The sequence below is a fragment of the Flavobacterium sp. genome (assembly GCF_031423415.1).
Taxonomy (GTDB): Bacteria; Bacteroidota; Bacteroidia; order Flavobacteriales; family Flavobacteriaceae; genus Flavobacterium.
Genome location: NZ_JANPFL010000152.1, coordinates 36,923 through 60,793 on the forward strand (window position 1 = coordinate 36,923; position 23,871 = coordinate 60,793).

Annotated in this window: 19 protein-coding genes and 2 pseudogenes; 7 read left to right on the forward strand and 14 right to left on the reverse strand. The window is 34.7% G+C overall.

Annotated elements, in window-relative coordinates; genetic code table 11:
• Window positions 1–49: 49 nt before the first annotated feature.
• From RMO83_RS13570 to RMO83_RS13585, 4 genes are all read right to left on the reverse strand, one after another.
• Window positions 50–5,080, reverse strand: a complete 5,031-nt coding sequence (locus tag RMO83_RS13570) for a T9SS sorting signal type C domain-containing protein (RefSeq protein ID WP_310560240.1) — start codon at window positions 5,078–5,080, stop codon at window positions 50–52.
• A gap of 500 nt (window positions 5,081–5,580) precedes the next feature.
• On the reverse strand, window positions 5,581–5,928 hold the full coding sequence (locus RMO83_RS13575) for a HopJ type III effector protein (protein WP_310560241.1): 348 nt from the start codon (window positions 5,926–5,928) through the stop codon (window positions 5,581–5,583).
• A 2-nt stretch (window positions 5,929–5,930) separates the two neighbouring features.
• The gene (gene rsmI, locus RMO83_RS13580; RefSeq protein WP_310560242.1) at window positions 5,931–6,635 is read right to left on the reverse strand and encodes a 16S rRNA (cytidine(1402)-2'-O)-methyltransferase; all 705 of its coding nucleotides are present in this window, start codon (window positions 6,633–6,635) and stop codon (window positions 5,931–5,933) included.
• Window positions 6,636–7,661: a hypothetical protein gene (locus RMO83_RS13585; protein ID WP_310560243.1), complete on the reverse strand. Its 1,026-nt coding sequence runs from the start codon at window positions 7,659–7,661 to the stop codon at window positions 6,636–6,638.
• A gap of 248 nt (window positions 7,662–7,909) precedes the next feature.
• Between RMO83_RS13585 and RMO83_RS13590 the strand changes: the two genes are divergently transcribed.
• From RMO83_RS13590 to RMO83_RS13615, 6 genes are all read left to right on the forward strand, one after another.
• Window positions 7,910–8,500 carry a thymidine kinase gene (locus RMO83_RS13590; RefSeq protein ID WP_310560244.1) on the forward strand — a complete coding sequence of 197 codons (591 nt, stop codon included), beginning with the start codon at window positions 7,910–7,912 and terminating at the stop codon, window positions 8,498–8,500.
• A gap of 187 nt (window positions 8,501–8,687) precedes the next feature.
• Complete coding sequence (locus tag RMO83_RS13595) at window positions 8,688–11,117, forward strand: bifunctional UDP-N-acetylmuramoyl-tripeptide:D-alanyl-D-alanine ligase/alanine racemase (RefSeq protein ID WP_310560245.1); 2,430 nt, start codon at window positions 8,688–8,690, stop codon at window positions 11,115–11,117.
• Window positions 11,118–11,202: 85 nt separating this feature from the next.
• The gene (gene mscL, locus RMO83_RS13600; protein ID WP_310560246.1) at window positions 11,203–11,619 is read left to right on the forward strand and encodes a large conductance mechanosensitive channel protein MscL; all 417 of its coding nucleotides are present in this window, start codon (window positions 11,203–11,205) and stop codon (window positions 11,617–11,619) included.
• Window positions 11,620–11,926: 307 nt separating this feature from the next.
• A complete protein-coding gene (locus RMO83_RS13605) occupies window positions 11,927–12,916 on the forward strand; it encodes an aspartate-semialdehyde dehydrogenase (protein WP_310560247.1) in 990 nt (329 codons plus the stop codon).
• A gap of 91 nt (window positions 12,917–13,007) precedes the next feature.
• Window positions 13,008–13,358, forward strand: a complete 351-nt coding sequence (locus RMO83_RS13610; RefSeq protein ID WP_310560248.1) for a hypothetical protein — start codon at window positions 13,008–13,010, stop codon at window positions 13,356–13,358.
• 129 nt (window positions 13,359–13,487) lie between these two features.
• On the forward strand, window positions 13,488–15,458 hold the full coding sequence (locus RMO83_RS13615) for a TonB-dependent receptor plug domain-containing protein (protein WP_409025014.1): 1,971 nt from the start codon (window positions 13,488–13,490) through the stop codon (window positions 15,456–15,458).
• A 103-nt stretch (window positions 15,459–15,561) separates the two neighbouring features.
• Here RMO83_RS13615 and mtgA read toward each other — a convergent pair whose 3' ends face one another.
• The 7 genes from mtgA to pdxA form a co-directional block, all read right to left on the reverse strand.
• A complete protein-coding gene (mtgA, locus tag RMO83_RS13620; RefSeq protein ID WP_310560250.1) occupies window positions 15,562–16,302 on the reverse strand; it encodes a monofunctional biosynthetic peptidoglycan transglycosylase in 741 nt (246 codons plus the stop codon).
• Window positions 16,303–16,428: 126 nt separating this feature from the next.
• Entirely contained in the window at window positions 16,429–17,775 is a 1,347-nt protein-coding gene (accC, locus tag RMO83_RS13625) for an acetyl-CoA carboxylase biotin carboxylase subunit (protein ID WP_310560251.1), read from the reverse strand.
• Window positions 17,776–17,879: 104 nt separating this feature from the next.
• Window positions 17,880–18,362, reverse strand: coding sequence for an acetyl-CoA carboxylase biotin carboxyl carrier protein (gene accB, locus RMO83_RS13630; protein WP_310560252.1), 483 nt, complete (start codon window positions 18,360–18,362; stop codon window positions 17,880–17,882).
• Window positions 18,363–18,385: 23 nt separating this feature from the next.
• Complete coding sequence (locus RMO83_RS13635; protein ID WP_310560253.1) at window positions 18,386–19,384, reverse strand: beta-ketoacyl-ACP synthase III; 999 nt, start codon at window positions 19,382–19,384, stop codon at window positions 18,386–18,388.
• A 173-nt stretch (window positions 19,385–19,557) separates the two neighbouring features.
• Entirely contained in the window at window positions 19,558–19,752 is a 195-nt protein-coding gene (rpmF, locus tag RMO83_RS13640; protein WP_007137315.1) for a 50S ribosomal protein L32, read from the reverse strand.
• 9 nt (window positions 19,753–19,761) lie between these two features.
• On the reverse strand, window positions 19,762–20,313 hold the full coding sequence (locus RMO83_RS13645; RefSeq protein WP_310560254.1) for a DUF177 domain-containing protein: 552 nt from the start codon (window positions 20,311–20,313) through the stop codon (window positions 19,762–19,764).
• Window positions 20,314–20,397: 84 nt separating this feature from the next.
• Window positions 20,398–21,447, reverse strand: a complete 1,050-nt coding sequence (pdxA, locus tag RMO83_RS13650) for a 4-hydroxythreonine-4-phosphate dehydrogenase PdxA (RefSeq protein WP_310560255.1) — start codon at window positions 21,445–21,447, stop codon at window positions 20,398–20,400.
• 58 nt (window positions 21,448–21,505) lie between these two features.
• Here pdxA and RMO83_RS13655 point away from each other — a divergent pair, with 58 nt between their 5' ends.
• Window positions 21,506–22,093, forward strand: coding sequence for a riboflavin synthase (locus tag RMO83_RS13655; RefSeq protein ID WP_310560256.1), 588 nt, complete (start codon window positions 21,506–21,508; stop codon window positions 22,091–22,093).
• Between the two features lie 35 nt (window positions 22,094–22,128).
• On the opposite strand, the gene RMO83_RS13660 is transcribed toward RMO83_RS13655, so the two are convergent.
• The 3 genes and pseudogenes from RMO83_RS13660 to RMO83_RS13670 all read right to left on the reverse strand — a co-directional run.
• Window positions 22,129–22,350: a hypothetical protein gene (locus tag RMO83_RS13660; RefSeq protein WP_310560257.1), complete on the reverse strand. Its 222-nt coding sequence runs from the start codon at window positions 22,348–22,350 to the stop codon at window positions 22,129–22,131.
• A gap of 904 nt (window positions 22,351–23,254) precedes the next feature.
• Window positions 23,255–23,545, reverse strand: a pseudogene (locus RMO83_RS13665) (IS1595 family transposase); the annotation flags it as partial.
• Between the two features lie 121 nt (window positions 23,546–23,666).
• Window positions 23,667–23,871 (reverse strand): annotated as a pseudogene (locus RMO83_RS13670) (transposase); the annotation flags it as partial.

Below are 23,871 nucleotides of genomic sequence, written 5' to 3' on the forward strand. Positions count from 1 at the left end.
CGTAATCAAAAAGGGCTGATAATCAACCCTTTTTGAACACATTACCCTATTAATATATAATTTTATTAGTTATTGTTTTGCCGTTTTGTAAGTTTGTTTTTACTATTAAAGTCTGGCGACTGGGAACAAAATTTGATACGGTGAATTCGTTATTATTTATGTTTTCTTTTTGATAAATTTGTCTTCCAAGTAAGTCATAGATTATCACTTTATCTATCGTTTCGGCAAAAGAATTAATTTTTATTTGCTTGTTTTTTATGGATAATAAGACTTTGTTTTCATTTCCATCAAAATTTTTGGTTCCCAAAGTACCATCTGTGTAACGCAAAACGAAACGGTCATCGAATGTCCCAGCTTCAGATGCGAATACATAAGGATCTGATTTTAAATCATAAATCACATTTAATAATTTGTCTTCCAGATAAATTCCTTGACTATCAAGAAAAAGCCCATCAACACTATTTATAGCTATAGTCACATTATCCGCTATTTTTGTGTAGTATCCAATTTGAACGGTATCTGAATTTACAAATGGTAAAGCTCTACCTTGAATCGACAAATTAATTGTTCCAAGTCTACTGTATATTAACAATGGTTTTGTATCATCAAATAAATAACTATCGTAACCCGATTCATAATTATTGGTTGCGCTCTGAACATATCCCACCAGCATTTGGTTTCCTGTAGTTTTAGCACTGTCAGTTATATTTAACCAAATTCTATGTTTTTCGAGTTCTGCACTTTTTTTGGTGTTTTTAGTTTTATAAAAATTAGTATTGTTTTTTAATTCTCTCATTGAATTATTGAACTTTAAATTACCTGCGATTTCATTTTCTACGAAAAACCCCTGGCCAGAAGCAATAAAACCCGTTGGTATTGTATTGTTTCCTGTTCCAAAGTTAGCAAAACCGGTTGCTCCTGATAAATTACAGGTAAAATAATCATCTCCAGTAAAATTAAGCCCGTTCACGCTAGTATTATGGCTCCATAAATAATAGGTTCCATTCAAAACATTTGTAGGATTTAATATAGCATCATACAGATTTTCGTTGATAAAGTCTTCTGCATTTAAAGCTGAAGGATAAGGGTTTCCTATCAAGCTTATTCCTATATCAGCTGGTGGAGTGGAAAGTGGTATTGTAAATGATCCGTTATTAGGTACTCCAACAAATTGATATGGAACTATTGTAGGCACCGTTATGGGGGTATCAGAAGGACAGCGAATAGAATATCCTATTCCTTTTCGGAAAACTGTAGTGGTTGGATTTTCATCAATCCAAACATCATTCACACTATCATAACTGTTAAAACGATTAAAAGTCGTAAGTGGAGAAAAATCATATAAAGTTTGCGTTCCAGTTGTTGGCGAACACCAGTACGTGGCATCAAATTTAACAACTGGTGTTGTGTTTCTTTGTATAATTACATTGCCATTATTAGCCCCAGTATAAGTAGTTTGGAGTAAAGTGGCATTATTTTCTATAGTCAATGTTGCAGGATTTACGACCGTTAAAGCATCATCAACCGATAAGGTAAATCCATCTTTTAGTGTTACAGCACCATTAGTTATGTTTAATGTACTGGCCACATCAATATCACTTGACATAGTATAAACACCACTTGCTCCTGAAAACAAAAGTTTAAAATAATTACCAGAAGTAACTGTTTGTGTCGTTCCATAATACTCAACAGTACCAGAAGCAAAGGGAACTCCATTCGTAACTCCTGAAAAACGAACAGTACCATCCATTGATGGAACTGAAGTACAGGTTAACGTTCCTGCCCTCATATTTAAAACTGAATTGGGTGCCAAAACATTTAATGCATTGGTTGTTAAATTAAATCCATTCATATCAAAAAGTGGAGTTCCACCATTATTAATATTCAATTGCCCTCCTGTTACTATATTACCTGATGCAGTTTGTGTTCCAGAAGTATTGTCTAACTCTAAAGAAGGTGTTCCATTATAGGTTCCTGCCACAATGCTTTGTCCTCCAGTAACATTAAAATAAGTTACGAGACAAGTCCAAGTCTTAGCTGATGGAATTGGCAAGATAGATGTATTTGAAGTTTTCAATTGTCCTACCCCAATATTCGAAAAAGTTCCACCGTCGGTTAATGCAAAAGTTCCCATGTCCAACACAGATGCACTATTAGTTATATTCAAACTATTTTTTACTGTAATAGCTCTAGAGGCAGAAACAAGGTCAGATATATTTGCATTGGTCAAATTATTGAATGTAGTTACACTTGACCCTCCAATTGTTTGAGCCAAAGTTCCACTAAAAACAACCGTACTTGTGTTGGAAGTAAAAGTTCCGCTGTTCGTCCAATTTCCTCTTACTGTAAGTGTATTCGATCCTGAAATAGTTAAAGTCGCCCCTGTTGAAATAGTAATATCACGGCAAATACCTCCTGAAGCGCCTACAAAAGGTTGGTTAGTGGTTGTTCCAATTGTAACATTACTCGAAGCTGTTGGAATACTTCCTCCACACCAATTCGTTCCCGTATTCCAATCGGTGTTTGTTCTTCCCAGCCAGGTTCCCGAAATACAAGCTGTAATTACATTAATAATTCCAGTGGTTGTCGAGCCAAACCAAGTTCCGTTTTTATTAGTTGCCGCTGAGCCTGTTCCTCCATATGACCCTAAGGTCGTTTGAAGAACACCTCCTAAAGTTAATGTTCCTGATGTGGAAGTAGTGCCATTTAGCAATAACGCAACTGCTGTTCCGCTAATTCCTAAATCTCCAGCAATTGTAGTTGCTCCCGCAAATGTTTTATTACCAGAACCGCTTAAAAGTAAAATTCCATAACTTTGTACTGCTACTGTTTGAGCAGTTCCACTGTAATTTACTGTACTATTTGTTGCCAAAGTTGTGGTTGTAAATGCCGGAAAAATACTTACGCCTGTAAGTTGCAGTGTTCCCGTACTGGCAACTGTAAGAGTAGAGCCTCCCGAAATAGAAAAACCACCATTGTTCAAAGTGGCTCCAGTACCAATGTTTAATGGAACAGTAGCATTGAAAACCTTAATTGCATTTGCGGTAATAGTTCCTATGCCAATAGTACTTAAGCCTCCTGTTGCAACAAATGGAGTTATCCATTCAACACCAGCTACTTGAGCAAGCGTTCTATTATATTGTAATGTGGCAGCAGCACCGTAATTTGGAGCCACTGATACTGTTGAAGTACCTTCCATAGAAAGAATTCCGTTTACTGTTGGTACTGCAGTAAGTGTTTTTAAACCCGAATTAGAAAACGTTAAATTATTGAATACAGTTGAAGCTGCGTTCAATGTTTGCGCAACACCACCAAAATTCACGGTTCCAGTACCTCTTGCAAAAAGAGTTCCATTACCTGCCCAAGCTGTACCTGTAAAATTCACTCTCAAGATACTCGATCCAGCGTTTAAAGTTCCGGTTGTTAAAGTCACAGCGCCTGTCAAAGTATGAGTAGCAGCGCCTAAATCCAAAGTTCCTCCCGCTCCATTAATAGTAAATCCTGCTCCGTTTACATTTCCACCAAAGGTAGCGGTACCAGCAGTTTTTGTCATTGAAACTAATCCTGTTGTAGTAAAACCTGCAATACTTTGAGTCGCCATTGTATTGGTAATAACGATTGGAGAACTTCCAGCGGTAAAGGTTCCACCAGTATTTATAAAATCGCCACCGAGCGTTAAACTAAGATTCGCTGTTGCTAACTTTGCCCCAGAATTTATCGTTAATGGAATACCAACATTGAAGACCTTTGCAACGTTCATTGTTGTAGTTTGAATACCACTGATAACTACTCCGCCAACAGCTGCAAAAGGCGTAACCCATTCTGCTCCAATGGTTCGAGCTACCAAAATATTATATCTTAAAGTTGCAGAAGCAGCAGTATAAGTTGGAGCGGCCGAAGCTGTTGCTGTACCTTCCATAGAAAGAACCCTATTTATAATGGTTGTAGCAGTTGTTATCGTTTTTGTTCCAGATCCAGAAAGCGTCATATTATTATATGTTAAAGCCGCGATAGTTTGATTTCCAGCTCTATAATACTCTACTGTTCCGGTTCCAGCATTAAAAGTTCCTCCTGTGCCTGAAATACTCAACCCTATTTTTAACAAACTCGAACCGCAATTCAAGGTTCCGTTCGTTCTTGTCCAAGTTCCGTTAAAGGTATGTGTCCCTGAGACTAGATCTAATGTTCCTCCAAGTCCGTTAAGCGTTAATCCACCCGCAGTTGCGTTACCTGTCAGCGTTGCTGTCCCTCCAGTTTTAATCATACTAACTGTTCCAGTTGTTGTAAAAGCAGGAATCGACTGATTGGCTGCTCCTGTAAATTGAACTTGTGCTGAGCCCAAAGTAAAAGTACCAGAATACGTAAAAGCACCACCCAATCTTAAAAACCCTGCTCCACTATAGACCAATGAATTTGTACTGGAAAAATTGCCCGTTGTAACGTTTATTTGACCAGTAGTTAAGGAAAAAGTTCCGCTATTCGTAAAATTACCAACTGGATTTACTTGTCCCGTCGTTCCTGTCACGGTTCCACTGTTGCTAAAAAAGCCATTTATAGCAATCGTTCTAGTCAAAAAACTCAACGTAGCTAAAGTGTTAACTGTCAAGTCAGCAACTAATGTGTTCGCTCCGACAGTTACTGTATTAGCACTAATCCCATTTCCAATAATAACATTTGGGCGAGTTCCAGTTGGCGTTAAACTGCCAAATGTTGCAGTTCCAGTAAACATGATTGTCCCTGGTCCGTTGACTCCGTTAGTGGTTGTTCCGCTATTTGTAAACGTTCCTGTAACAGTAAGCGTTTGCGAACTATTTATAATTAATTTACTTGTAGTATTACTTAATATAAGATTAGTAATACTTGCAGAAACTGTGACTGTAACAGTATGTCCAGCCGCAATAGTAACATTATCAGCAACTGACGGAACAACTCCTCCTGGCCATGGTGCATTAACCACAGTTGAGTTCCAATTACCGCTTCCTGTGCTTGTAATATTTGCTGCGTTCGCAAATGAAAATGTCAATAACAATAAAAGTAATGACCAAGTGCTTTTGTACGTAGAGAGTAAATTTAATTTCATATGTTCTGTAAATAGTGTTTTTTAATATTAACTGTAGTTGCTTGGCCGCTATGCTCAAGCTACAAATCTTTGTTAATGTTTGTCACAGCCTTAATTTTTGTGTTATGGAAATAGATGCCTTTCAATTGTAACCAATAATCGATTATGCAAATTTCATAACTTATTGATTTATAGCGTTTTTTAAACTTTCAAAATGCAAATATAGAAATTTAGGAATAATCTATCAAAATAATAATAAAAATAAATCGTATAAAATTCAGATAATACGGTTTTTTGATAAAAATTATGCCGTATAAAGTGTTTTTGTTGAGAAATTAGAGGCAAAACCTTGAAGAAATAATAAAAAAGACATCGAATTTACCGATTAAAGAATACAGATTTGGTATAGCTCAATCGAAATTTTTTGCCTTATGTGTTTTATAAAAAATTGGTGATGATTGAAAATTGCCATTACCGTTAGTAAATGAATAAAATATTCTTTTGACTTCATTACGAACTATTTATGGTCTGAAAGTCAAAACTTCTCCTTCAAAATGAATTCCATCCCATCCTGATTTTATAAAATTACGAATGTTTTGGTGGTTTGTACCTTCTGGATCGCCTAATACTTCTTCAAAATAATAGGCTCCAAAACAAGCTAATGTCTCTGCTTCAGACAAGTTTTGAGATTTTGCAAAAGCAAATAATTTGCAAGAACCAGAGTTTTGTCCTGCGTCATTGAGTTGTGTTCCATTACTGAAAGTGGTTGGAGTAAAATCGTAATTTTCTTCAATTATTGCAATGGTTTCTGGAAAGGTAATTGCGTCTGGTGTTTGTTTTAATTTTCCTAAAAAAGAAGTGATGGTCATTGTTATTCTTCTGTGTGTTTTTTATTCTCTTTCACTATTAGTTTTCCGCCAACCACAATCACAATTTCTCCTTTTGGTGGTTTATTTTCAAAATGGGTTAAAACCTCACGAACAGTTCCTCGAACATTTTCTTCGTGTAATTTTGACAATTCCCTTGAAACACAAATGGGTCGGTCTTCACCAAAAAAAGTAATGAATTCAGCCAAAGTTTTAACTAATTTATGAGGAGATACATACAAAATCATCGTGCGGGTTTCTTCGGCGAGTGCTAAATAGCGGGTTTGCCTTCCTTTTTTATCGGGCAAAAATCCTTCGAAGACAAATTTGTCATTAGGTAAACCGCTATTGACCAAAGCGGGAACAAAAGCAGTCGCACCAGGCAAACATTCCACATCTATTTTGTTTTCGACACAAGCACGAGTGAGCAAAAATCCAGGATCAGAAATAGCTGGTGTTCCTGCATCAGAAATTAATGCAATGGTTTCTCCTGCTTTCAAACGGGAAATTAAATTCTCGACTGTTTTATGTTCGTTGTGCATGTGATGGCTGTGCATATGCGTACCAATCTCGAAATGTTTCAGCAGTTTTCCGCTAGTTCGCGTATCCTCGGCCAGAATCAGATCGACTTCTTGAAGAATCCGAATCGCTCGAAACGTCATGTCCTCGAGATTGCCAATGGGCGTTGGAACAATATATAATTTACCCATTTAAGCGAATTTTTTCTCAATAATTTCTATAAACCGTTGTTCGTATTCTTCTTTCCCTTGCCAGTCATTATAATCTGGTTTTACCATATCATTGATAAAATTTTGAACTTCTTCAAAACTATCAAAAGTTATTAATTGGTTCATCACCCGATTATAATCCTCATCGCTATTGCCAAAAAGATGCTTTACAAACGCAATTCTATCATTCAAACCAATGCTTATTACACTTGCAATTTTTTCAATTGAAACAGCATTTTTAGGTTCGATATCCTCTGGAATTGTTTGGATATCGTCCAAAAGGTCTTCTATTTCTTCCTGAGTGCTTGCTACTTTAGGAAGCTCAAAATCTAAGGGATTCTCTAGGGTTTTGTTGTCTTCTACTCTCACAAAATGAGTTTGTGTATAATCTGTTCCCAACAACTCTTCAAATGAAATTTGAATAGACTCCAATTTTCTAGGGGCTTCTGGTTCGGCTTCAGATTCTACATCTAATTCAAAAGCCGGTAAAAAACCGAAATCCTCTAATTTTACTGGTTCGTCCGCAATTATGTCTTCACCTTCTTCGTCAGGTTCCGTTTCGTTAAATTCATTTTCGACCTCCAGAGCAATTTCTTCCTCTACAATTTCGCCTTTTTCGTCAGGTTCAGTTTCGTTGAATTCAACTTCGACATCCGGAGTACTTTCTTCCTCTGCAATTTCATCTTCTTCTGTTTCTTGGTCAACAACTTCTTCTTCGAGAACTTCTTCCTGAACAACATTATCAGCAACTATTTCCACCTTTGAAGTCGCTGGCTTCGATTCTGTTAAATGATTTTCTTCAAAAAATTGTTTCATTTTTGCAACCACTTCAGCTTGACCAATGGTGGGTTTTGCACCATCAAAATGTTCTTCAACAAATTGTAAAATCGCCAATTTTTCATACAATCTCCTCGTTTCAATACACAATTGATTGATGTTGGATTTGTTTTTCATTTGCAATACTCGGTGTGCAATGCTCATTAGGTCGGCTTCTAATTTTTTCTTCATAACTTTTAAAATTATAGTGAGTAAGGTGTGTCTTTTTTAATAAATGTCTTCTTAATTTTATATTTAGCCTAAGGAAGAAGTACCTTTTATTCACAATATTATTATTTTGCAAATAAGTGTTCGTGAATCTTCGATTTGATAAAAATTTTCTACTTTTGAATCGGCGTAAAATTAGAAATTTTTTATGTCGGTTTGTTTCGTTACAAAGTAATAAAAACTAATCCTTTTTTAAGGCAGAAAAATAGAAAATGTTTCTCGAAAATACAGTAAATCATAAAGAACAATTTGGTTGGATCGAAGTTATTTGCGGTTCGATGTTTTCAGGCAAAACCGAAGAACTTATTCGCAGACTTAAACGCGCGCAATTTGCTAAACAAAAAGTAGAAATCTTCAAACCCGCTATTGACACTCGTTATCACGACGAAATGGTGGTGTCTCATGATTCCAATGAAATTCGTTCCACGCCAGTTCCTGCTGCAGCCAATATTGCTATTTTGGCACAAGGTTGTGATGTCGTTGGCATTGACGAAGCGCAGTTTTTTGATGACGAAATCGTGAAAATTTGCAATGATTTGGCGAACCAAGGCATCCGTGTCATCGTCGCCGGATTGGATATGGATTTCAAAGGCAATCCTTTTGGACCAATGCCTGCCTTAATGGCCACTGCCGAATATGTAACCAAAGTCCATGCCGTTTGTACTCGAACTGGGAATTTAGCCAATTACAGTTTTAGAAAAACGGACAGCGATAAACTCGTTATGCTCGGCGAAACCGAAGAATACGAACCTTTGAGTCGAGCAGCTTATTTTTATGCTATGAAAAAAGATGAGGAGAAATAGACTTTTTAGAGCCCTATAATTTTTAGACTCTGAAGTTATATTTTTTTATAAAAGGCTATTTACTATTTGTTGTAAGACTTTTTTCGTATTTTTATACGTGCAAATAAGTCGTGTTGATAACCGTTTTTTTTAATTTCTTAAACTCTGAAATTCTAGAAATAATACCAACCGAATTTTTAGTTTTACTATGAAAAACCTTGAAAAAATCCTTCACGCCAAAAAGTTTGGAGATAGTAACGGTCCTATCGACAATGTCTCCATCGATAGTCGTTCTTTACAAAACAATAAAAACACGCTGTTTTTTGCAATTGTTGGTCCCAATAACGATGCACATATTTATATTTCATCTCTAATCGAAAAAGGCGTTCAAAACTTTGTCGTTACAAAAATCCCTGAAGAATTGGCCAACAAAGCTATTTTTTGGCTAGTAGAAAACACCTTAGATGCACTGCAAAAATTTGCAGCGCATCATCGTAGTCTTTTTAAATTTCCGGTTTTTGGATTGACTGGAAGCAACGGAAAAACTATCGTCAAGGAATGGTTGAATTTTCTTTTAAGCCCAGATTTCAACATCATTCGAAGTCCAAAAAGCTATAATTCGCAAGTGGGTGTTCCGCTTTCTGTAATTTCTATTAACGATAAACACAATCTGGGCATTTTTGAAGCAGGAATTTCGAAAATGAACGAGATGGAAAAACTGGAAGTCATTATCCAACCAAGTATTGGAATTATTACCAATATTGGCTCAGCACATGATGAAGGCTTTGACAATTTGGAAAAAAAAGTTACCGAAAAACTTAAACTTTTCAAACATTCGAAACTTATAATTTATCAAAAAAACCGTGTTGTCGATTCGATTCTAGACGCTAAAATAAAAGCATTTTCCTGGAGTTACAGTGATGAAACTGCAGATGTTTTTGTCACCACAAAAGCTTTTGAAGACAAAACGATTTTGACTATTCGTTACGGCAAAGATAATTTTGATATACAAATTCCTTTTCAGGACAGGGCATCCGTTGACAATGCCGTTAGTTGTTTGATGGTTTTATTAAGCTTCAAATACAACAAAACTACCATTCAAAACCGTATGCGATGGTTATACCCCGTTGAAATGCGTTTGAAAGTCAAAAACGGAATCAATAACACGACACTGATTGACGACAGTTACAGTTCAGATTTTCAGTCGTTGAAAATTGCTTTGGATTTTCTGGAAAGTCAAACACAATATAAAAATAAAACGCTAATCTTATCGGATATTTTTCAAAGCGGATTGTCCGACGAAGAATTGTATTCTAAAGTATCACAGCTAATAACCTCTAATAATATCAATCGGGTTATTGGCATCGGGGAAACCATTTCGGCATTCAAACACAAATTCAAAAATTGTATCACTTTTGCAACTACTGCCGACTTCTTTTTAAATTTAAACTTTTTAAATTTCAACAATGAAACGATTCTGATTAAAGGAGCGCGACATTTTCAATTTGAAGAAATCGTTGCGGCATTAGAGGAGAAAACACACGAAACAGTTCTGGAAATCAACCTGAATTCCATCAGCCACAACCTGAGTTTCTATAAATCTAAACTCAAACCAACCACCAAAATGATGGTAATGGTAAAAGCTTTTGGTTATGGAAGTGGTGGATTTGAAATTGCCAAATTGCTTCAACATCATAAAGTAGATTATTTGGGCGTGGCCTTCGCCGATGAAGGAATTTCGTTGAAAAATGCTGGAATTACTTTGCCAATAATGGTTTTGAATCCTGAAACCACGAGTTTTTCGGCAATTATACAATACAAATTAGAACCTGAAATTTACAGTTTGAAAGGATTAAACGCTTTCCTTCAACTTGCCGAAAATCGAAAACTAAAACACTTCCCCATTCACATCAAACTCGACACAGGAATGCATCGTTTGGGTTTTGAAGAAGGAAATTTAGACGAATTAATTGCAGTTTTAAAAGACAATAAATTCGTAATCGTAAAAAGTATTCTATCTCATATGGCCACAAGTGATGATTTACAACATCAAGAATTTGCAAATTCACAGATTGCTTTATTTGAAAAATTATCATCTAAATTAATTACGGAATTACAAATTAAACCCATTCGTCATATATTAAACACTTCGGGAATTAGTAATTTTCCTCTAGCTCAATATGATATGGTTCGTCTAGGCATTGGGCTGTATGGCGTTTCTAACGATCTTGAAGAACAAAAATATTTAGAAAAGGTAGGCACTTTAAAATCAATAATTTCGCAAATTAGAACGATTCAAGTAGGCGAAAGCGTGGGTTATGGAAGACGTTTTATTGCTAATAAACCCACAAAAATTGCTACAATCCCAATTGGTTACGCCGATGGAATTTCGAGACATTGGGGTAATAGCGTTGGTTTTGTAACCATAAATAATCAAAAAGCAACCATTGTTGGTAGCATTTGTATGGATATGTTGATGGTTGACATTTCTGAAATCAATTGCAAAGAAGGAGATTCAATGATTATTTTTGGCGAAAGCCCGACAGTAACTTTTATGGCAAATCAATTGCAAACTATTCCTTATGAAATTCTGACCAGTATTTCCCAAAGAGTGAAACGTGTTTTTTATAGAGAATAATTATAAAATTATGTTAAGGTAATTAAAAAAACTATTAACTTCGTTTTACGATTAAAAAAAAATTTTAACTAAAAATTTAATAATTATGGGATTTTTTGCAGATTTTAAAGCTTCTTTAATGAAAGGAGATGTAGTGAGTTTAGCAACTGCGGTTGTTATTGGTGGTGCATTTGGCAAAATTGTTGGCTCCGCAGTCGACGATGTCATTATGCCGGTCGTTGGATTAATTACTGGAGGAATAGATTTTACTCAAAAATTTATTGCCCTTGATGGAAACAGTTATGCTGACTTAGCTGCTGCGAAAACTGCTGGAGCAGCCGTTATGACATACGGGAATTTAGTGCAAGCTATTATTAACTTTGTTATTATTGCTTTCTTTATTTTTGTTATTTTAAGAGCTGCTGAAAAAGCCAAAAAGAAAGAAGAGGTTGCTGCCGCTGCACCAGCTGGTCCAACTCAAGAAGAATTACTTACACAAATCAGGGATTTGTTGAAAAAATAAATTTCCGCTACGTTATATATTCTAACTAAACCATTCGTTGCGGCGAATGGTTCTTTTTTTGTAATTGTTACAAATGCAACAATTTGTTATTTTTTGTGAACACATTTGTTTTCGTTTGATAATTCCTTACTTTTGCATCTCAAAATTAGAACTGAAATTTAAAATAATAATATGAAATGAGCGCAGCTGATATTTGGTCGTAAACACCAATGATTATATGCGGCTCGAGCGAAGCGAACAGGTGAAGCAATTGCACCTGCCTGTCGGCAGACAGGTATGACCAATAAAAATCAATAAATATACACATATGAAACTTGCAGTTGTAGGTGCCACTGGAATGGTTGGCGAAATAATGTTAAAAGTAATAGAAGAAACAAATTTTCCTTACACAGAATTAATCTTGGTTGCTTCTGAAAGATCAGTTGGAAAAGTAATCGAATTTAAAGGACAAAAACACACCGTTGTAGGATTGCAGACTGCTGTTGAGATGAAAGCAGATATTGCCGTTTTTTCAGCTGGAGGTCAAACATCATTGGATTGGGCTCCAAAATTTGCAGCCGCTGGAACTACCGTTATAGACAACTCTTCGGCTTGGAGAATGGATCCAACTAAAAAATTGATTGTTCCTGAAATCAATGCAAACGAATTGACCAAAGAAGATAAAATCATTGCTAATCCAAACTGTTCTACAATTCAAATGGTTTTGGCCTTAGCACCATTGCACAAAAAATACAATATCAAACGTGTAGTAGTTTCTACTTATCAATCCATCACTGGAACGGGCGTAAAAGCGGTACAACAATTCGAAAATGAATGTGCAGGAATAGAAGGCGATATGGTTTATAAATACAAAATCAACCGCAACTGTATTCCACAATGCGATAGTTTTGAAGATAATGGCTATACCAAAGAGGAAATGAAACTAGTAAAAGAAACCAAAAAAATATTAAGTGATGACTCTATCAAAGTTACTGCTACAGCGGTTCGTGTTCCTGTAGTTGGTGGTCATAGTGAAGCTGTTAATGTCGAATTTAGCAATGATTTTGACGTAAACGAAGTAAGAACTATTTTAAGTCAAACCGATGGTATTGTAGTTCAGGACAATCTAGAAACTTTTACCTATCCAATGCCGCGATATTCTGAAGGTAAAAATGACGTTTTTGTAGGTAGAATTCGTCGCGACGAAAGCCAAGCAAATACTTTAAATATGTGGATTGTAGCCGATAATTTGAGAAAAGGAGCTGCAACAAATACCATTCAAATTGCCCAATATTTAGTAGCTCATAATTTGGTTTAAACCATTTTAATACTTTATAAAATCCAGTTGACTTTAAATAAATTAAAAAGTTAGCTGGATTTTTTATTTGCTATTTCTATATTTGCAGCAAATGAAAAAGAAATTTGTCATAATAAACGCTTTCCTGGCATTTGCAGTATTATTTGCAATGCTGTTTCAATTTGTGCATAGTTATGAACATCTGGCGAAACAACTTTCTGAAAAAGAATGTCACCACAAATACGCTTCAAGCCACGAAATTACGCATCAGCACCACGATTTTGATCACTGTTTTGTGTGTCATTTTTCGGTCAGTACTTTTTTAGCTTCAGATATTCATTACTTTGAATTCAAAAACACAACCATTTCTTCAGGATATTCCTTTTGTAAATCCAAAAGGATTACCCAATTCTTTAAAGGAAGCCTTTTTGCGCTTCGTGCTCCCCCGATTTTTATTGTTTAAACTGAAAATAATTACTTTCTATCAAGCCAAACTGATTTTCAAAACCTGTTAGGTTTGAGCTTCCGTACAACAATAAAATCATTTCAAATGAAAAAATTCATATTTACCCTATTCATAGGTTTTTCGGCTATGCTTCAAGCACAAGAAACCACAGAAAAAAAACTAGATACTGTTCATAAAATCAAACCTTTTGTTTTGGACGAGGTTATTGTTTCAACGGCTTTCAATAAAATTCAATCACAAAACGTGATGAAAGTCGAACACGCAACTATCAAAGAATTACAGCAACGAGGAACCGCTACCTTAATAGAAGGATTGGCAACAATTCCTGGAGTTTCGCAGATTTCGACAGGAACTTCTATTGGCAAACCGGTTATTCGTGGGTTAAGTGCCAACAGGGTTTTAGTGTACTCGCAAGGAGTTCGAATCGAAAATCAGCAGTTTGGCGATGAACACGGTTTGGGATTGAACGATGCTGGAGTCGAAAGTGTTGAAGTTATTAAAGGGCCAGCTTCCTTACTCTATGGATCGGATGCATTGGGTGGGGTTTTATATTTTAACCCTGAAAAATTTGCCAACTCAGGTACTTTAAAAACAGATTTCAGTCAGAAATTTTTCTCCAATACATTGGGAAGCAATTCGTCATTTGGAATAAAAACATCGACCGAAAATTGGAAATTCTTGGCACGAGGAACCTACAACACCCATTCTGATTATAAAGTTCCATTTGGAGACCAAGTCACTAATACACGTTATAATGAAACCGATTTCAAAACAGGAATTGGCTACAGCAACTCGAAGTTTTCAACTGTTTTCCGTTATAATTTAAATAAACTAGATTTAGGAATTACTGAAAATGGCATTTCCGAACAATCAAGTAGCAAAAAAACTATGTTTCCGAGTCAGGCTATTGACAATAATCTATTGAGCTTGAATAGTATTTTCTTCTTCAAAAATTCGAAATTAGATGTCGATTTAGGATACATTGATAATAATCGTAGCGAATTAGAAGAAGGTAATATTGCTGTTTTGCGTATGAAACTCAAAACGTTCAATTACAATGCAAAATACCATCTGCCAAAGTTTGGGAAACTAGAATCTATCTTTGGAATTCAAGGAATGCATCAAACCAATAATAATTCAGGTGAAGAATACTTGATTCCTGATGCCACAACTAATGATTTTGGAGTCTTTGGAACTGGAAATTACGAATGGAAATCGAATGTATTGCAAGGTGGTTTGCGTTTCGACAATAGACAAATTGTAACTCTAGCACAGGGAATTTCTGGTGACGAAGGATCTTTTGAAGCTATTGACAAATCGTACGATAGTTTTAATGCTTCTTTAGGTTACAAAACTAATTTGGCTAAAGACTTTATTCTAAGGGCTAATTTAGCTTCTGGATTTCGAGCGCCAAATTTGGCTGAATTAACATCAAACGGCGTTCACGAAGGAACGAATCGTTATGAAGTAGGAAACTCCGATTTGAAAACCGAACAAAATGTTCAAACCGACTTGAATTTAGAATACAAAAGCAGCCATTTCGAGTTTTTTGTCAATGGATTTTATAACAATATCAACAATTATATTTATACCTCGCCAAGAGGAGATGTAATTGCAAACAACGATGTTTTTGCCTATACACAAGATAATGCAAAACTTTATGGTGGTGAAATCGGACTTCATTTTCATCCTCATCCGTTAGATTGGTTGCATTATGAAACCAGTTTTGAAACTGTTACTGGCAAAAAAAAGAATGGGGATTACTTGCCATTAATTCCGGCCAACAACTGGAATAACACTATTCGAACTGAATTCAAGAATAAAAACTGGTTGGAAGAGGGATTTGCCACCTTGAATGTTTCCTCAACTTTCAATCAAAATAATGTGAGCGGTTTTGAAACAAAGACGAATGGTTACACTTTATTAAATCTTGGTTTTGGAGGAAAAATAAAATTAGGAAAAACTGCATTTGATGTCAATTTAAACGGTAATAATCTGTTCGACAAAACCTATATTGCTCATCTTTCGCGTTTGAAAACAGACGGCATTCCAAACATTGGAAGAAATATTGTTTTGGGATTGAATTTTAATTTATAATTTATTTTACCGCAAATTGCTTCGCCTGTTCGACCTTTGGTCTCGGGTCACAAATTATAAAATTTTTACCACCTAAAACAATTTGTGAATTTGCGGTAAATTTTTAATATTTAATCGTGCCAATATGTCCCATTATCCGAACAATTTTGGATTTTCTGTTATTGATGTAAGAAGAAGAACTTGTTGCAGAATATTTCCTTGGATTTGGCAAAATGGCAGCAATTCCTGCAGCTTGCATTTTTGTAAGACTTGTGACGTCTTTCCTGTACCAGTGTTGAGTTGCGGCTTCAGCTCCATAAACCCCATTACCCATTTCAATACTGTTGAGATAGACTTCCATAATGCGTTCTTTTCCCCAAATAAATTCAATTAAAACCGTGAAATAAGCTTCCAGCCCTTTTCGAAGATAACTTCTTCCTTGCCAAAGAAAAACATTTTTGGCTGTTTGTTGCGAAATCGTGCTTCCTCCTTTTATTCTCCGTCCTCTTTCGTTGTTTTTGTATGCTTTTTGCATTGCAGTAAAATCGAAACCGTTATGAACAAGGAAAGTTCCGTCTTCGCTAGCAATAACCGCTTTTTGTAAATTGGGAGAAATATTTTCAATAGGTTCCCAATCGTGGCTGAAATAAATTTCTTTGCCCGCCAATTTATTTTCTACAACTCGAATAGCCATCAATGGAGTGAATGGCACTGGGACAAATTTGTATAACACTACAAAAAAAATAGACAGTCCAAAAAACCAAAGCATTGCCTTAAATAAAAACCGTTTGACTTTACTGATGAAAGTTCCTGAGTCTTTTTTTGCGGGTTGTTTTGGTTTTTTTGCTGTTATTTTTGCTGCCATTACCTTGTCTCTATATTTTCTATAAAAGTAAAAATTTAATTTTGGTTACAAAATTAGGATATACACTTAATAAAAAAACAGCTGAAAATTAGTATTACAGCTGTTATAAATTTGGAATACATTTTATTATTCCGGATCATTCATTTTAAAAGTATCCATAAAAGCGGTGGTGTAATCCCCAGAAATATAACGGGGATCATCCATCAATTGTCTATGGAAAGGAATGGTTGTTTTTATTCCTTCTATAACAAATTCATCCAAAGCCCTTCTCATTTTACTAATTGCTTCTTCACGGGTTTGAGCCGTTGTAATCAATTTGGCAATCATAGAATCATAATTGGGTGGAATCGTGTAGCCTGAGTAAACGTGTGTGTCTAAACGAACTCCGTGACCTCCCGGCATATGAAGTGTCGTTATTTTTCCTGGTGATGGTCTAAAGTCATTAAATGGATCTTCTGCATTGATACGACATTCAATAGCATGGAGTTGTGGTAAATAATTTTTACCAGAAATTGGCACACCTGCAGCAACTAAAATTTGTTCTCGAATTAAATCATAATCAATAACTTGCTCGGTAATTGGATGCTCTACTTGAATACGAGTATTCATTTCCATAAAGTAGAAATTGCGGTGTTTATCAACCAAAAACTCAACAGTTCCAGCACCTTCATACTTAATATATTCTGCGGCTTTTACTGCTGCTGCACCCATTTTTTTGCGCAATTCATCGGTCATAAATGGCGAAGGAGTTTCTTCGGTCAATTTTTGATGACGCCTTTGTACTGAACAATCTCTTTCAGACAAATGGCACGCTTTTCCGTAAGCATCACCCACAACTTGAATTTCGATATGTCTTGGTTCTTCAATCAGTTTCTCTAAATACATTCCGTCATTCCCAAATGCTGCAGCTGATTCTTGACGGGCACTTTCCCAAGCTTTAAGCAACTCTTCTTCTTTCCAAACGGCACGCATTCCTTTTCCTCCACCTCCAGCAGTTGCTTTCAGCATTACTGGATAACCCATTTTTTTGGAAAGTTTTTGGGCTTGTTCATATGATTCTAATAATCCCTCAGAACCAGGAACACAAGGTACACCAGCGGCTTTCATTGTGGCTTTGGCCGAAGCTTTATCACCCATTCTATCAATCATTTCAGGTGTTGCCCCAATGAATTTTATGTGATGTTCTTGACATATTTTAGAAAATTTTGAATTTTCAGAAAGAAATCCATAACCTGGATGTATTGCATCTGCGTTTGTAATTTCGGCAGCAGCAATAATATTTGACATTTTAAGATAAGACAAGTTGCTTGGAGGTGGACCAATACAAACTGCTTCATCTGCAAACTTAACGTGCAAACTTTCGGCATCGGCTGTTGAATAAACGGCTACCGTTTTGATTCCCATTTCCTTGCATGTTCTAATGATGCGAAGTGCTATTTCTCCTCTATTTGCAATTAATATTTTTTTAAACATACTCTTTTAATTAGATAATTAGACAAGGGTTCATTAGGCATTAAGTTATGAAGCAAAGCATAAAACTTGTGACTTCTAACTTCTCACTTCTAACTTCTAACTTTTTATGATGGATCTACTAAGAATAATGGTTGATCGTATTCTACGGGTGACATATCATCCACTAAAATTTTAACGATTTTTCCAGAAACTTCTGATTCTATTTCATTAAATAATTTCATTGCTTCAATAACACAAAGAACATTCCCTTTTGCAACTGTGCTTCCTACTTCAACAAATAAAGGTTTGTCTGGTGATGGTTTTCTATAGAAGGTACCAATCATTGGAGATTTAATGGTAATATAATTAGCATTTTCAGCTACGGGAGCTGCTGCTTGTAATGGTGCTGGGGCAGGTGAAATTTGTTGAGGTACGACAGCTGGCTGCAGTGCTGGCTGAGCCGGCATTTGTACATAAGTGGCTTCGGATACATTTCCTTCTAATGTAGTTCTAATGGTGATTTTTACATCATCCATCTCTAATTTAACTTCGGCCACTCCCGAATTTGCTACAAATTTGATTAGATTTTGAATTTCTTTTAAATCCATAATTACTTGTTTTTAATTTAATTTTAATTTTTGTCGTAAGCCCATTTGAGATAAATAGATCCCCAAGAAAATCCTCCTCCAAAAGCGGCAAATATAATGATATCTCCTTTTTTAAATAAATGCTCAAAATCACTAAGAACCAAAGGAAGCGTTGCCGAAGTGGTGTTTCCGTATCTTTCTATGTTCATTAATACTTTTGAATCTTCTAAATCCATTCTATTGGCGGTTGCATCAATAATTCTTTTATTTGCCTGATGAGGAACTAACCAAGCAATCTCATCGTGGGTCAAATTATTTCTCTTCATAATCATCTCACAAGCATCGGCCATATAAGTTACTGCATATTTAAAAACCGATTTTCCGTCTTGCATTATGTTATGCAAATTATCAACAACCGTTTGTTCTGAGGCTGGCAAAAGGGAACCTCCGGCTGTCATTTTTAAAAAATCTCTTCCGTCACCATCAGTTCTTAAGTACTCGTCTTGCAAACCTAAACCTTCGAAATTTGGTTCAAATAAAACTGCTCCTGCTCCATCCCCGAAAATTATACAAGTTGTTCTGTCGGTATAATCAACTATAGAGGACATTTTGTCGGCTCCAATTAATAATACTTTTTTATATCTTCCTGATTCTATGTAGGCTGCAGCTGTTGACATTCCGAACAAAAAACTGGAACAAGCGGATTGTAAATCGTAAGCAAAAGCATTTGTAGCTCCGATTTCGGTGGCAACATAAGCTCCCGTAGAGGCAACTGGCATGTCTGCAGTTGCTGTTGCCATTAACAACAAATCTATTTCAAGAGGATCAATATTTGCTTTTTTTATTAAGTCTAATGCAGCATTTATGGCCAAAAATGATGTCCCTTTACTGTCATCTTTAAGAATTCTTCTCTCTTTTATTCCAGTTCGTGAAGTTATCCACTCGTCATTTGTGTCGACTAATGTTTCTAGAATCTTATTTGTAAGCACGTAGTCTGGAACATAAGCTCCAACAGCAGTGATTGCGGCTGTGATTTTATTCATTCTATTCTGTTATTTCTAGCAAAATGTTGCCGTTTGAAAAATTTCTAAAGGAGCCGAAAATTACAAAAAATTTTCTAATCCTTATCGTTTTAATAATTCTTATTTAATGAAAATTATAAACAACAAAAAAACTCTCACATAGTGAGAGTTCAAATATCATTTAGAAAAATGTATTAAGCAACCGCTACAGATTTATCTATAACAACTTGCCCTCTGTAATACATTTTACCTTCATGCCAATAGGCTCTGTGATATAAATGCGCTTCGCCAGTGATTGGACAAGTAGCGATTTGTGCTACAGTAGCTTTGTAATGTGTTCTTCTCTTATCTCTTCTTGTTTTGGAGATTTTTCTTTTAGGATGTGCCATTTTACTATATTATTTATCCGTTAATAGTTGCTTTAATTTGTCCCAACGTGGGTCAATATTTTCTTCTTTTTGTTCTTCTTTATGCTCTTTTTTCAGTTCTTTAATGGTCAACTCTTTTAGTTTTGTCAAAGCTTCAGTATTTAAACTTCCGTCTTTTATGCCTGGATGAATTCGTCTTAGAGGAACTGAAAGTACAATCATTTCATATATATATTGTGCAATATCTATTTGAAATTCTCCGTGTGGCAAAATAAGCAACTCTTCGTTGTCATTATTAAAAACCTCTCCAAAACGCACAATCAATTTCATTTTACCTTTTATTGGCAAATCAAATTCTTCGTTTGTCATATCACAAGGAACATTAACCGTTCCTTTGTGCTTAAAAGCCAACTCCATTATGGTGCTTTTTTTCTCTAAAACTACATTTACTTTGATGTCTGAATTATTAAATTCGTGATAATCAAAGATTTCAAAGAACGCATTACTTATTTGATATTCAAAATGATGTTTCCCTACCTTTAATCCTATAAATGGAATTAAATATTCTTTAGTTTTGTTCATTTCAACAACAATTTGCCCTAAACTTCGGGAGTGCAAAGATATAAAATTATTGGAAATCTAATAATCTTATTTATCTTTTTTTATTTATATCTGTTTTTCTTTTGTTTTTAGCGGTTTTTTGCTGATTTCCGCATATTGATTTCTCGAATTATAGACATCTATTGCCAAATAAACCGCCTCTTTGAACGAGTTATAATCCGCAATTCCTTTTCCAGCTATGTCATAAGCCGTGCCGTGATCGGGTGATGTTCTAATTTTATTCAAGCCCGCAGTATAATTTACGCCATTCCCAAACGACAATGTTTTGAACGGAATTAATCCTTGATCGTGATAAGTTGCAATAACTGCATCGTATTTGTCGTATTGATTGCTTCCAAAAAAACCATCAGCGGCAAAAGGTCCAAAAACTAATATTCCTTTCTCAAATAGTTTTTTTAATGCTGGTTTTAAAATTGCATCGTCTTCTTTTCCTATAACACCGCCATCGCCACAATGAGGATTTAATCCCAGCACGGCTATTTTTGGCTTGTTGATACTGAAATCTTGAATAATTGTTTGCTTTACTGTTTCTATTTTTTTAATAATCAATTCTTCTGTAAGATGAGATGCAACTTCGTTCAACGGAATGTGATCTGTTAATAATCCTACTCTCAAATTGTCTTGAACCATCAACATTAAAGCATTGCCTTCGAGTTCTTGGTCTAAATAATCGGTATGTCCGGGGAATTTAAAATCCTCTGATTGAATATTGTACTTGTTTATAGGTGCAGTCACCAAAACATCTATGACACTTTCCTTTAAAGCTTTAGTAGCTGCAACAAATGATTTGACGGCATATTTACCTGCTTTTTCATCATTTACTCCAAAATTAATTTCTACGCCTTCTTGCCAAACATTCAAAACATTGATTTTTCCCAAAACTATTTGGTCTAATCTATCAATTCCGTGAAGCATCACTGTCGACTCAAAGCATTTTTTTACAAACGAGAGAATTTTTACATTGGCAAAAATTACGGGTGTGCATAATTCCAACATTCGAGAATCTTCGAATGTTTTTAAAATAACTTCGCTTCCAATACCGTTTAAATCTCCAATTGAAATTCCAACGATTATATTTTCTGCTTTTTTTATCATGACATCACATTATTTATTGCTAATTTTGAAGTGCAAATTTAGTAAAATAAAATAAGAAATGTTTACAGGAATTATAGAATCCCTTGGTACTGTCCAAGAAATAAAAAATGAGCAGGACAACGTTCACATTACAATCGAATCCTTAATCACTGATGAGCTTAAAATAGATCAAAGTGTTGCCCATAATGGAATCTGCATGACAGTGGTTTCCATCGACAAAAGTCTTTATACAGTAACCGCAATCGGCGAAACCATAAAAAAAACAAATTTGTCTGATCTAAAAGTTGGAGACATCATCAATTTAGAAAGAGCTATGAAATTGGGTGACCGCCTCGACGGACACATTGTTCAAGGACACGTGGATCAGGTTGGGATTTGTAGCGTTGCAAAGGAAACGAACGGAAGTTGGTATTATACCTTTGAATATGACGAAACTATTGGGAATATTACAATCGAAAAAGGATCAATAACCGTAAATGGAGTGAGTTTGACCGTTGTAGATTCAACAAAAAACGGGTTTAGCGTTGCCATTATTCCTTATACTTTTGAAAACACCAATTTTAAATCTTTTAAAATTGGCACGAAGATAAATCTTGAATTTGACTTAATTGGTAAATATATCACAAAATTATATTCTAATAAATAAAACTGAGATTGTCTAAAAACATAAAAACTCCAATCTTAAGCTGGAGTTTTTATGTTTATTTTTTGTTTGTAAATGATATAAATTCCAAATAAAAGTGCAATCACTAACAAAAATAAGATGTTTTCATCAATAGGCAAACCTGGCGGCGGCGGTGGTCTCTTAAAATTAGGTGCAGGTGGTCCTGGTTTTGCAAACGCAATAAAAATACCCAAAAGGTATATCAAGGTAATATAAAAGCGATTTACAATAATTTTCATATTTGTTTTAAAATATTATTTTAAAAAAAGATTATACTTGAACTGAAATACTTCCTTGATTTAAAAATAATGTTGACAAAGTTATTTTTTATTTGATAAAAAACAATATTTTTTTGAATAAAATAACTTTCTATTAAATGTCCATATTTAATACACAATTTCTTTTTTTAATATTTTTTCAAAATTAATGTAAAATTGAAATTTTATTTTCCAGACTATATAACTGTCTTCTTCGTATTCTAAAATGGTTACAAAAATAGCAAAAACACATAAATTTAACTGTGTCAAATCAGCCAATTAGAGGGGGTAAATCAACCAAAAATTTTATTATGCATCATTTCAAGTTGATTCGAGTCAATAATAGCAACGATATTGTTATTGGATTATTGTTGTAAATTTGAAGTTGGTATAGAAAAGGATTTGGCTACTATTTTATGATACGAACAGCGAAAGCTTCATATTTTACATTGTATTATTTACATAGTTATTTATTTAATTTATCAAAAACTGGCAATGTATTATTAATTAATTGTTGACTAGCTGTCACAATACGTCTGCTATAATTTTTTGCAACAGCTTATCAGATCCACGTTTTTTAGATTCTTGAGCAAATCCACTTAAACTTGCGGCTAATAAAGCTATGAAATTTATTTTTTCGTTTTTGATATTGTTTTAATTTAATTAAACAGCCAAATGTATGCTTACGCAAAGTAAGACAGCAATCTAAAAAGTCTCATTTACCATGTCAAATTGTTTCAATCCAACTCCATTATGTACATTATTCTAATTTCTACTAGACCCCCTCGTTAAAGCAGTCGACAAAATAAAAAAATGACATTTAAAAAAATGCTTTTTATAGAAATTGATTGTCCGTTTTTTGTCATAATTCCGTATAGCTTGCTATTAGTAGCCTAGCGAATGATTTTTTTTCAAAACGGCGTCTATTAAGCTTGTAAACGAACAATGTTTTACGCCAAATCAAAAATGACAAATTAGAACTTTGCATTATCGTTCCGCTGCGTAATGAAATGCTGCTTCTGTATTTTTTACATGCACAACTCCATCTGCTTTTTATCCAAACATACTCTTAGCTTCCGCATTTACACTGAACTCCGATTTTAATTCTTTCTTTTTTAAAATGAAGTTTACAAGACTCTTCACTGCAAAAATCCGTCCAAAAATTGAATAAATTGATTGCTTTTTTTATAAAATATCATTAATGTCCGATAAAAAATAAAAACGGCTATTTCTATTTTTTATCTTATTGTTATTCAGTTGTTTATTTTTTATACTCTGTCATTTTTAAAAACAAGGTGTCAAAAAAAAGATAATTGTTCTATTTCAGCTTTATCGATAATCCAGTCTTTTTCTGGGTTTTCTGAAAATTTCATCAATTGAATGTAATTGAAAAGATGGATTTTGCAAAAACTTACCAAGTTTGAAAATGCCCAGCTTCTTTTTAATTTCTTTTTAATCACTGCTATTAGTAAATTGACTATCAAAACACAATATATCTGAATT

Excerpts from the sequence above, each read along its gene's own strand:
- RMO83_RS13615 (WP_409025014.1), top strand. The coding sequence starts at position 13,488 with ATGCTTCAAGCACAAGAAACCACAGAAAAAAAACTAGATACTGTTCAT.
- RMO83_RS13655 (WP_310560256.1), top strand. The coding sequence starts at position 21,506 with ATGTTTACAGGAATTATAGAATCCCTTGGTACTGTCCAAGAAATAAAA.
- RMO83_RS13595 (WP_310560245.1), top strand. The coding sequence starts at position 8,688 with ATGAAAAACCTTGAAAAAATCCTTCACGCCAAAAAGTTTGGAGATAGT.
- rpmF (WP_007137315.1), bottom strand. The coding sequence starts at position 19,752 with ATGGCACATCCTAAAAGAAAAATCTCCAAAACAAGAAGAGATAAGAGA.
- RMO83_RS13575 (WP_310560241.1), bottom strand. The coding sequence starts at position 5,928 with ATGACCATCACTTCTTTTTTAGGAAAATTAAAACAAACACCAGACGCA.
- RMO83_RS13570 (WP_310560240.1), bottom strand. The coding sequence starts at position 5,080 with ATGAAATTAAATTTACTCTCTACGTACAAAAGCACTTGGTCATTACTT.
- RMO83_RS13645 (WP_310560254.1), bottom strand. The coding sequence starts at position 20,313 with ATGAACAAAACTAAAGAATATTTAATTCCATTTATAGGATTAAAGGTA.
- mscL (WP_310560246.1), top strand. The coding sequence starts at position 11,203 with ATGGGATTTTTTGCAGATTTTAAAGCTTCTTTAATGAAAGGAGATGTA.
- accC (WP_310560251.1), bottom strand. The coding sequence starts at position 17,775 with ATGTTTAAAAAAATATTAATTGCAAATAGAGGAGAAATAGCACTTCGC.
- RMO83_RS13605 (WP_310560247.1), top strand. The coding sequence starts at position 11,927 with ATGAAACTTGCAGTTGTAGGTGCCACTGGAATGGTTGGCGAAATAATG.
- RMO83_RS13610 (WP_310560248.1), top strand. The coding sequence starts at position 13,008 with ATGAAAAAGAAATTTGTCATAATAAACGCTTTCCTGGCATTTGCAGTA.
- RMO83_RS13635 (WP_310560253.1), bottom strand. The coding sequence starts at position 19,384 with ATGAATAAAATCACAGCCGCAATCACTGCTGTTGGAGCTTATGTTCCA.
- accB (WP_310560252.1), bottom strand. The coding sequence starts at position 18,362 with ATGGATTTAAAAGAAATTCAAAATCTAATCAAATTTGTAGCAAATTCG.
- mtgA (WP_310560250.1), bottom strand. The coding sequence starts at position 16,302 with ATGGCAGCAAAAATAACAGCAAAAAAACCAAAACAACCCGCAAAAAAA.
- RMO83_RS13590 (WP_310560244.1), top strand. The coding sequence starts at position 7,910 with ATGTTTCTCGAAAATACAGTAAATCATAAAGAACAATTTGGTTGGATC.
- pdxA (WP_310560255.1), bottom strand. The coding sequence starts at position 21,447 with ATGATAAAAAAAGCAGAAAATATAATCGTTGGAATTTCAATTGGAGAT.
- rsmI (WP_310560242.1), bottom strand. The coding sequence starts at position 6,635 with ATGGGTAAATTATATATTGTTCCAACGCCCATTGGCAATCTCGAGGAC.
- RMO83_RS13585 (WP_310560243.1), bottom strand. The coding sequence starts at position 7,661 with ATGAAGAAAAAATTAGAAGCCGACCTAATGAGCATTGCACACCGAGTA.
- RMO83_RS13660 (WP_310560257.1), bottom strand. The coding sequence starts at position 22,350 with ATGAAAATTATTGTAAATCGCTTTTATATTACCTTGATATACCTTTTG.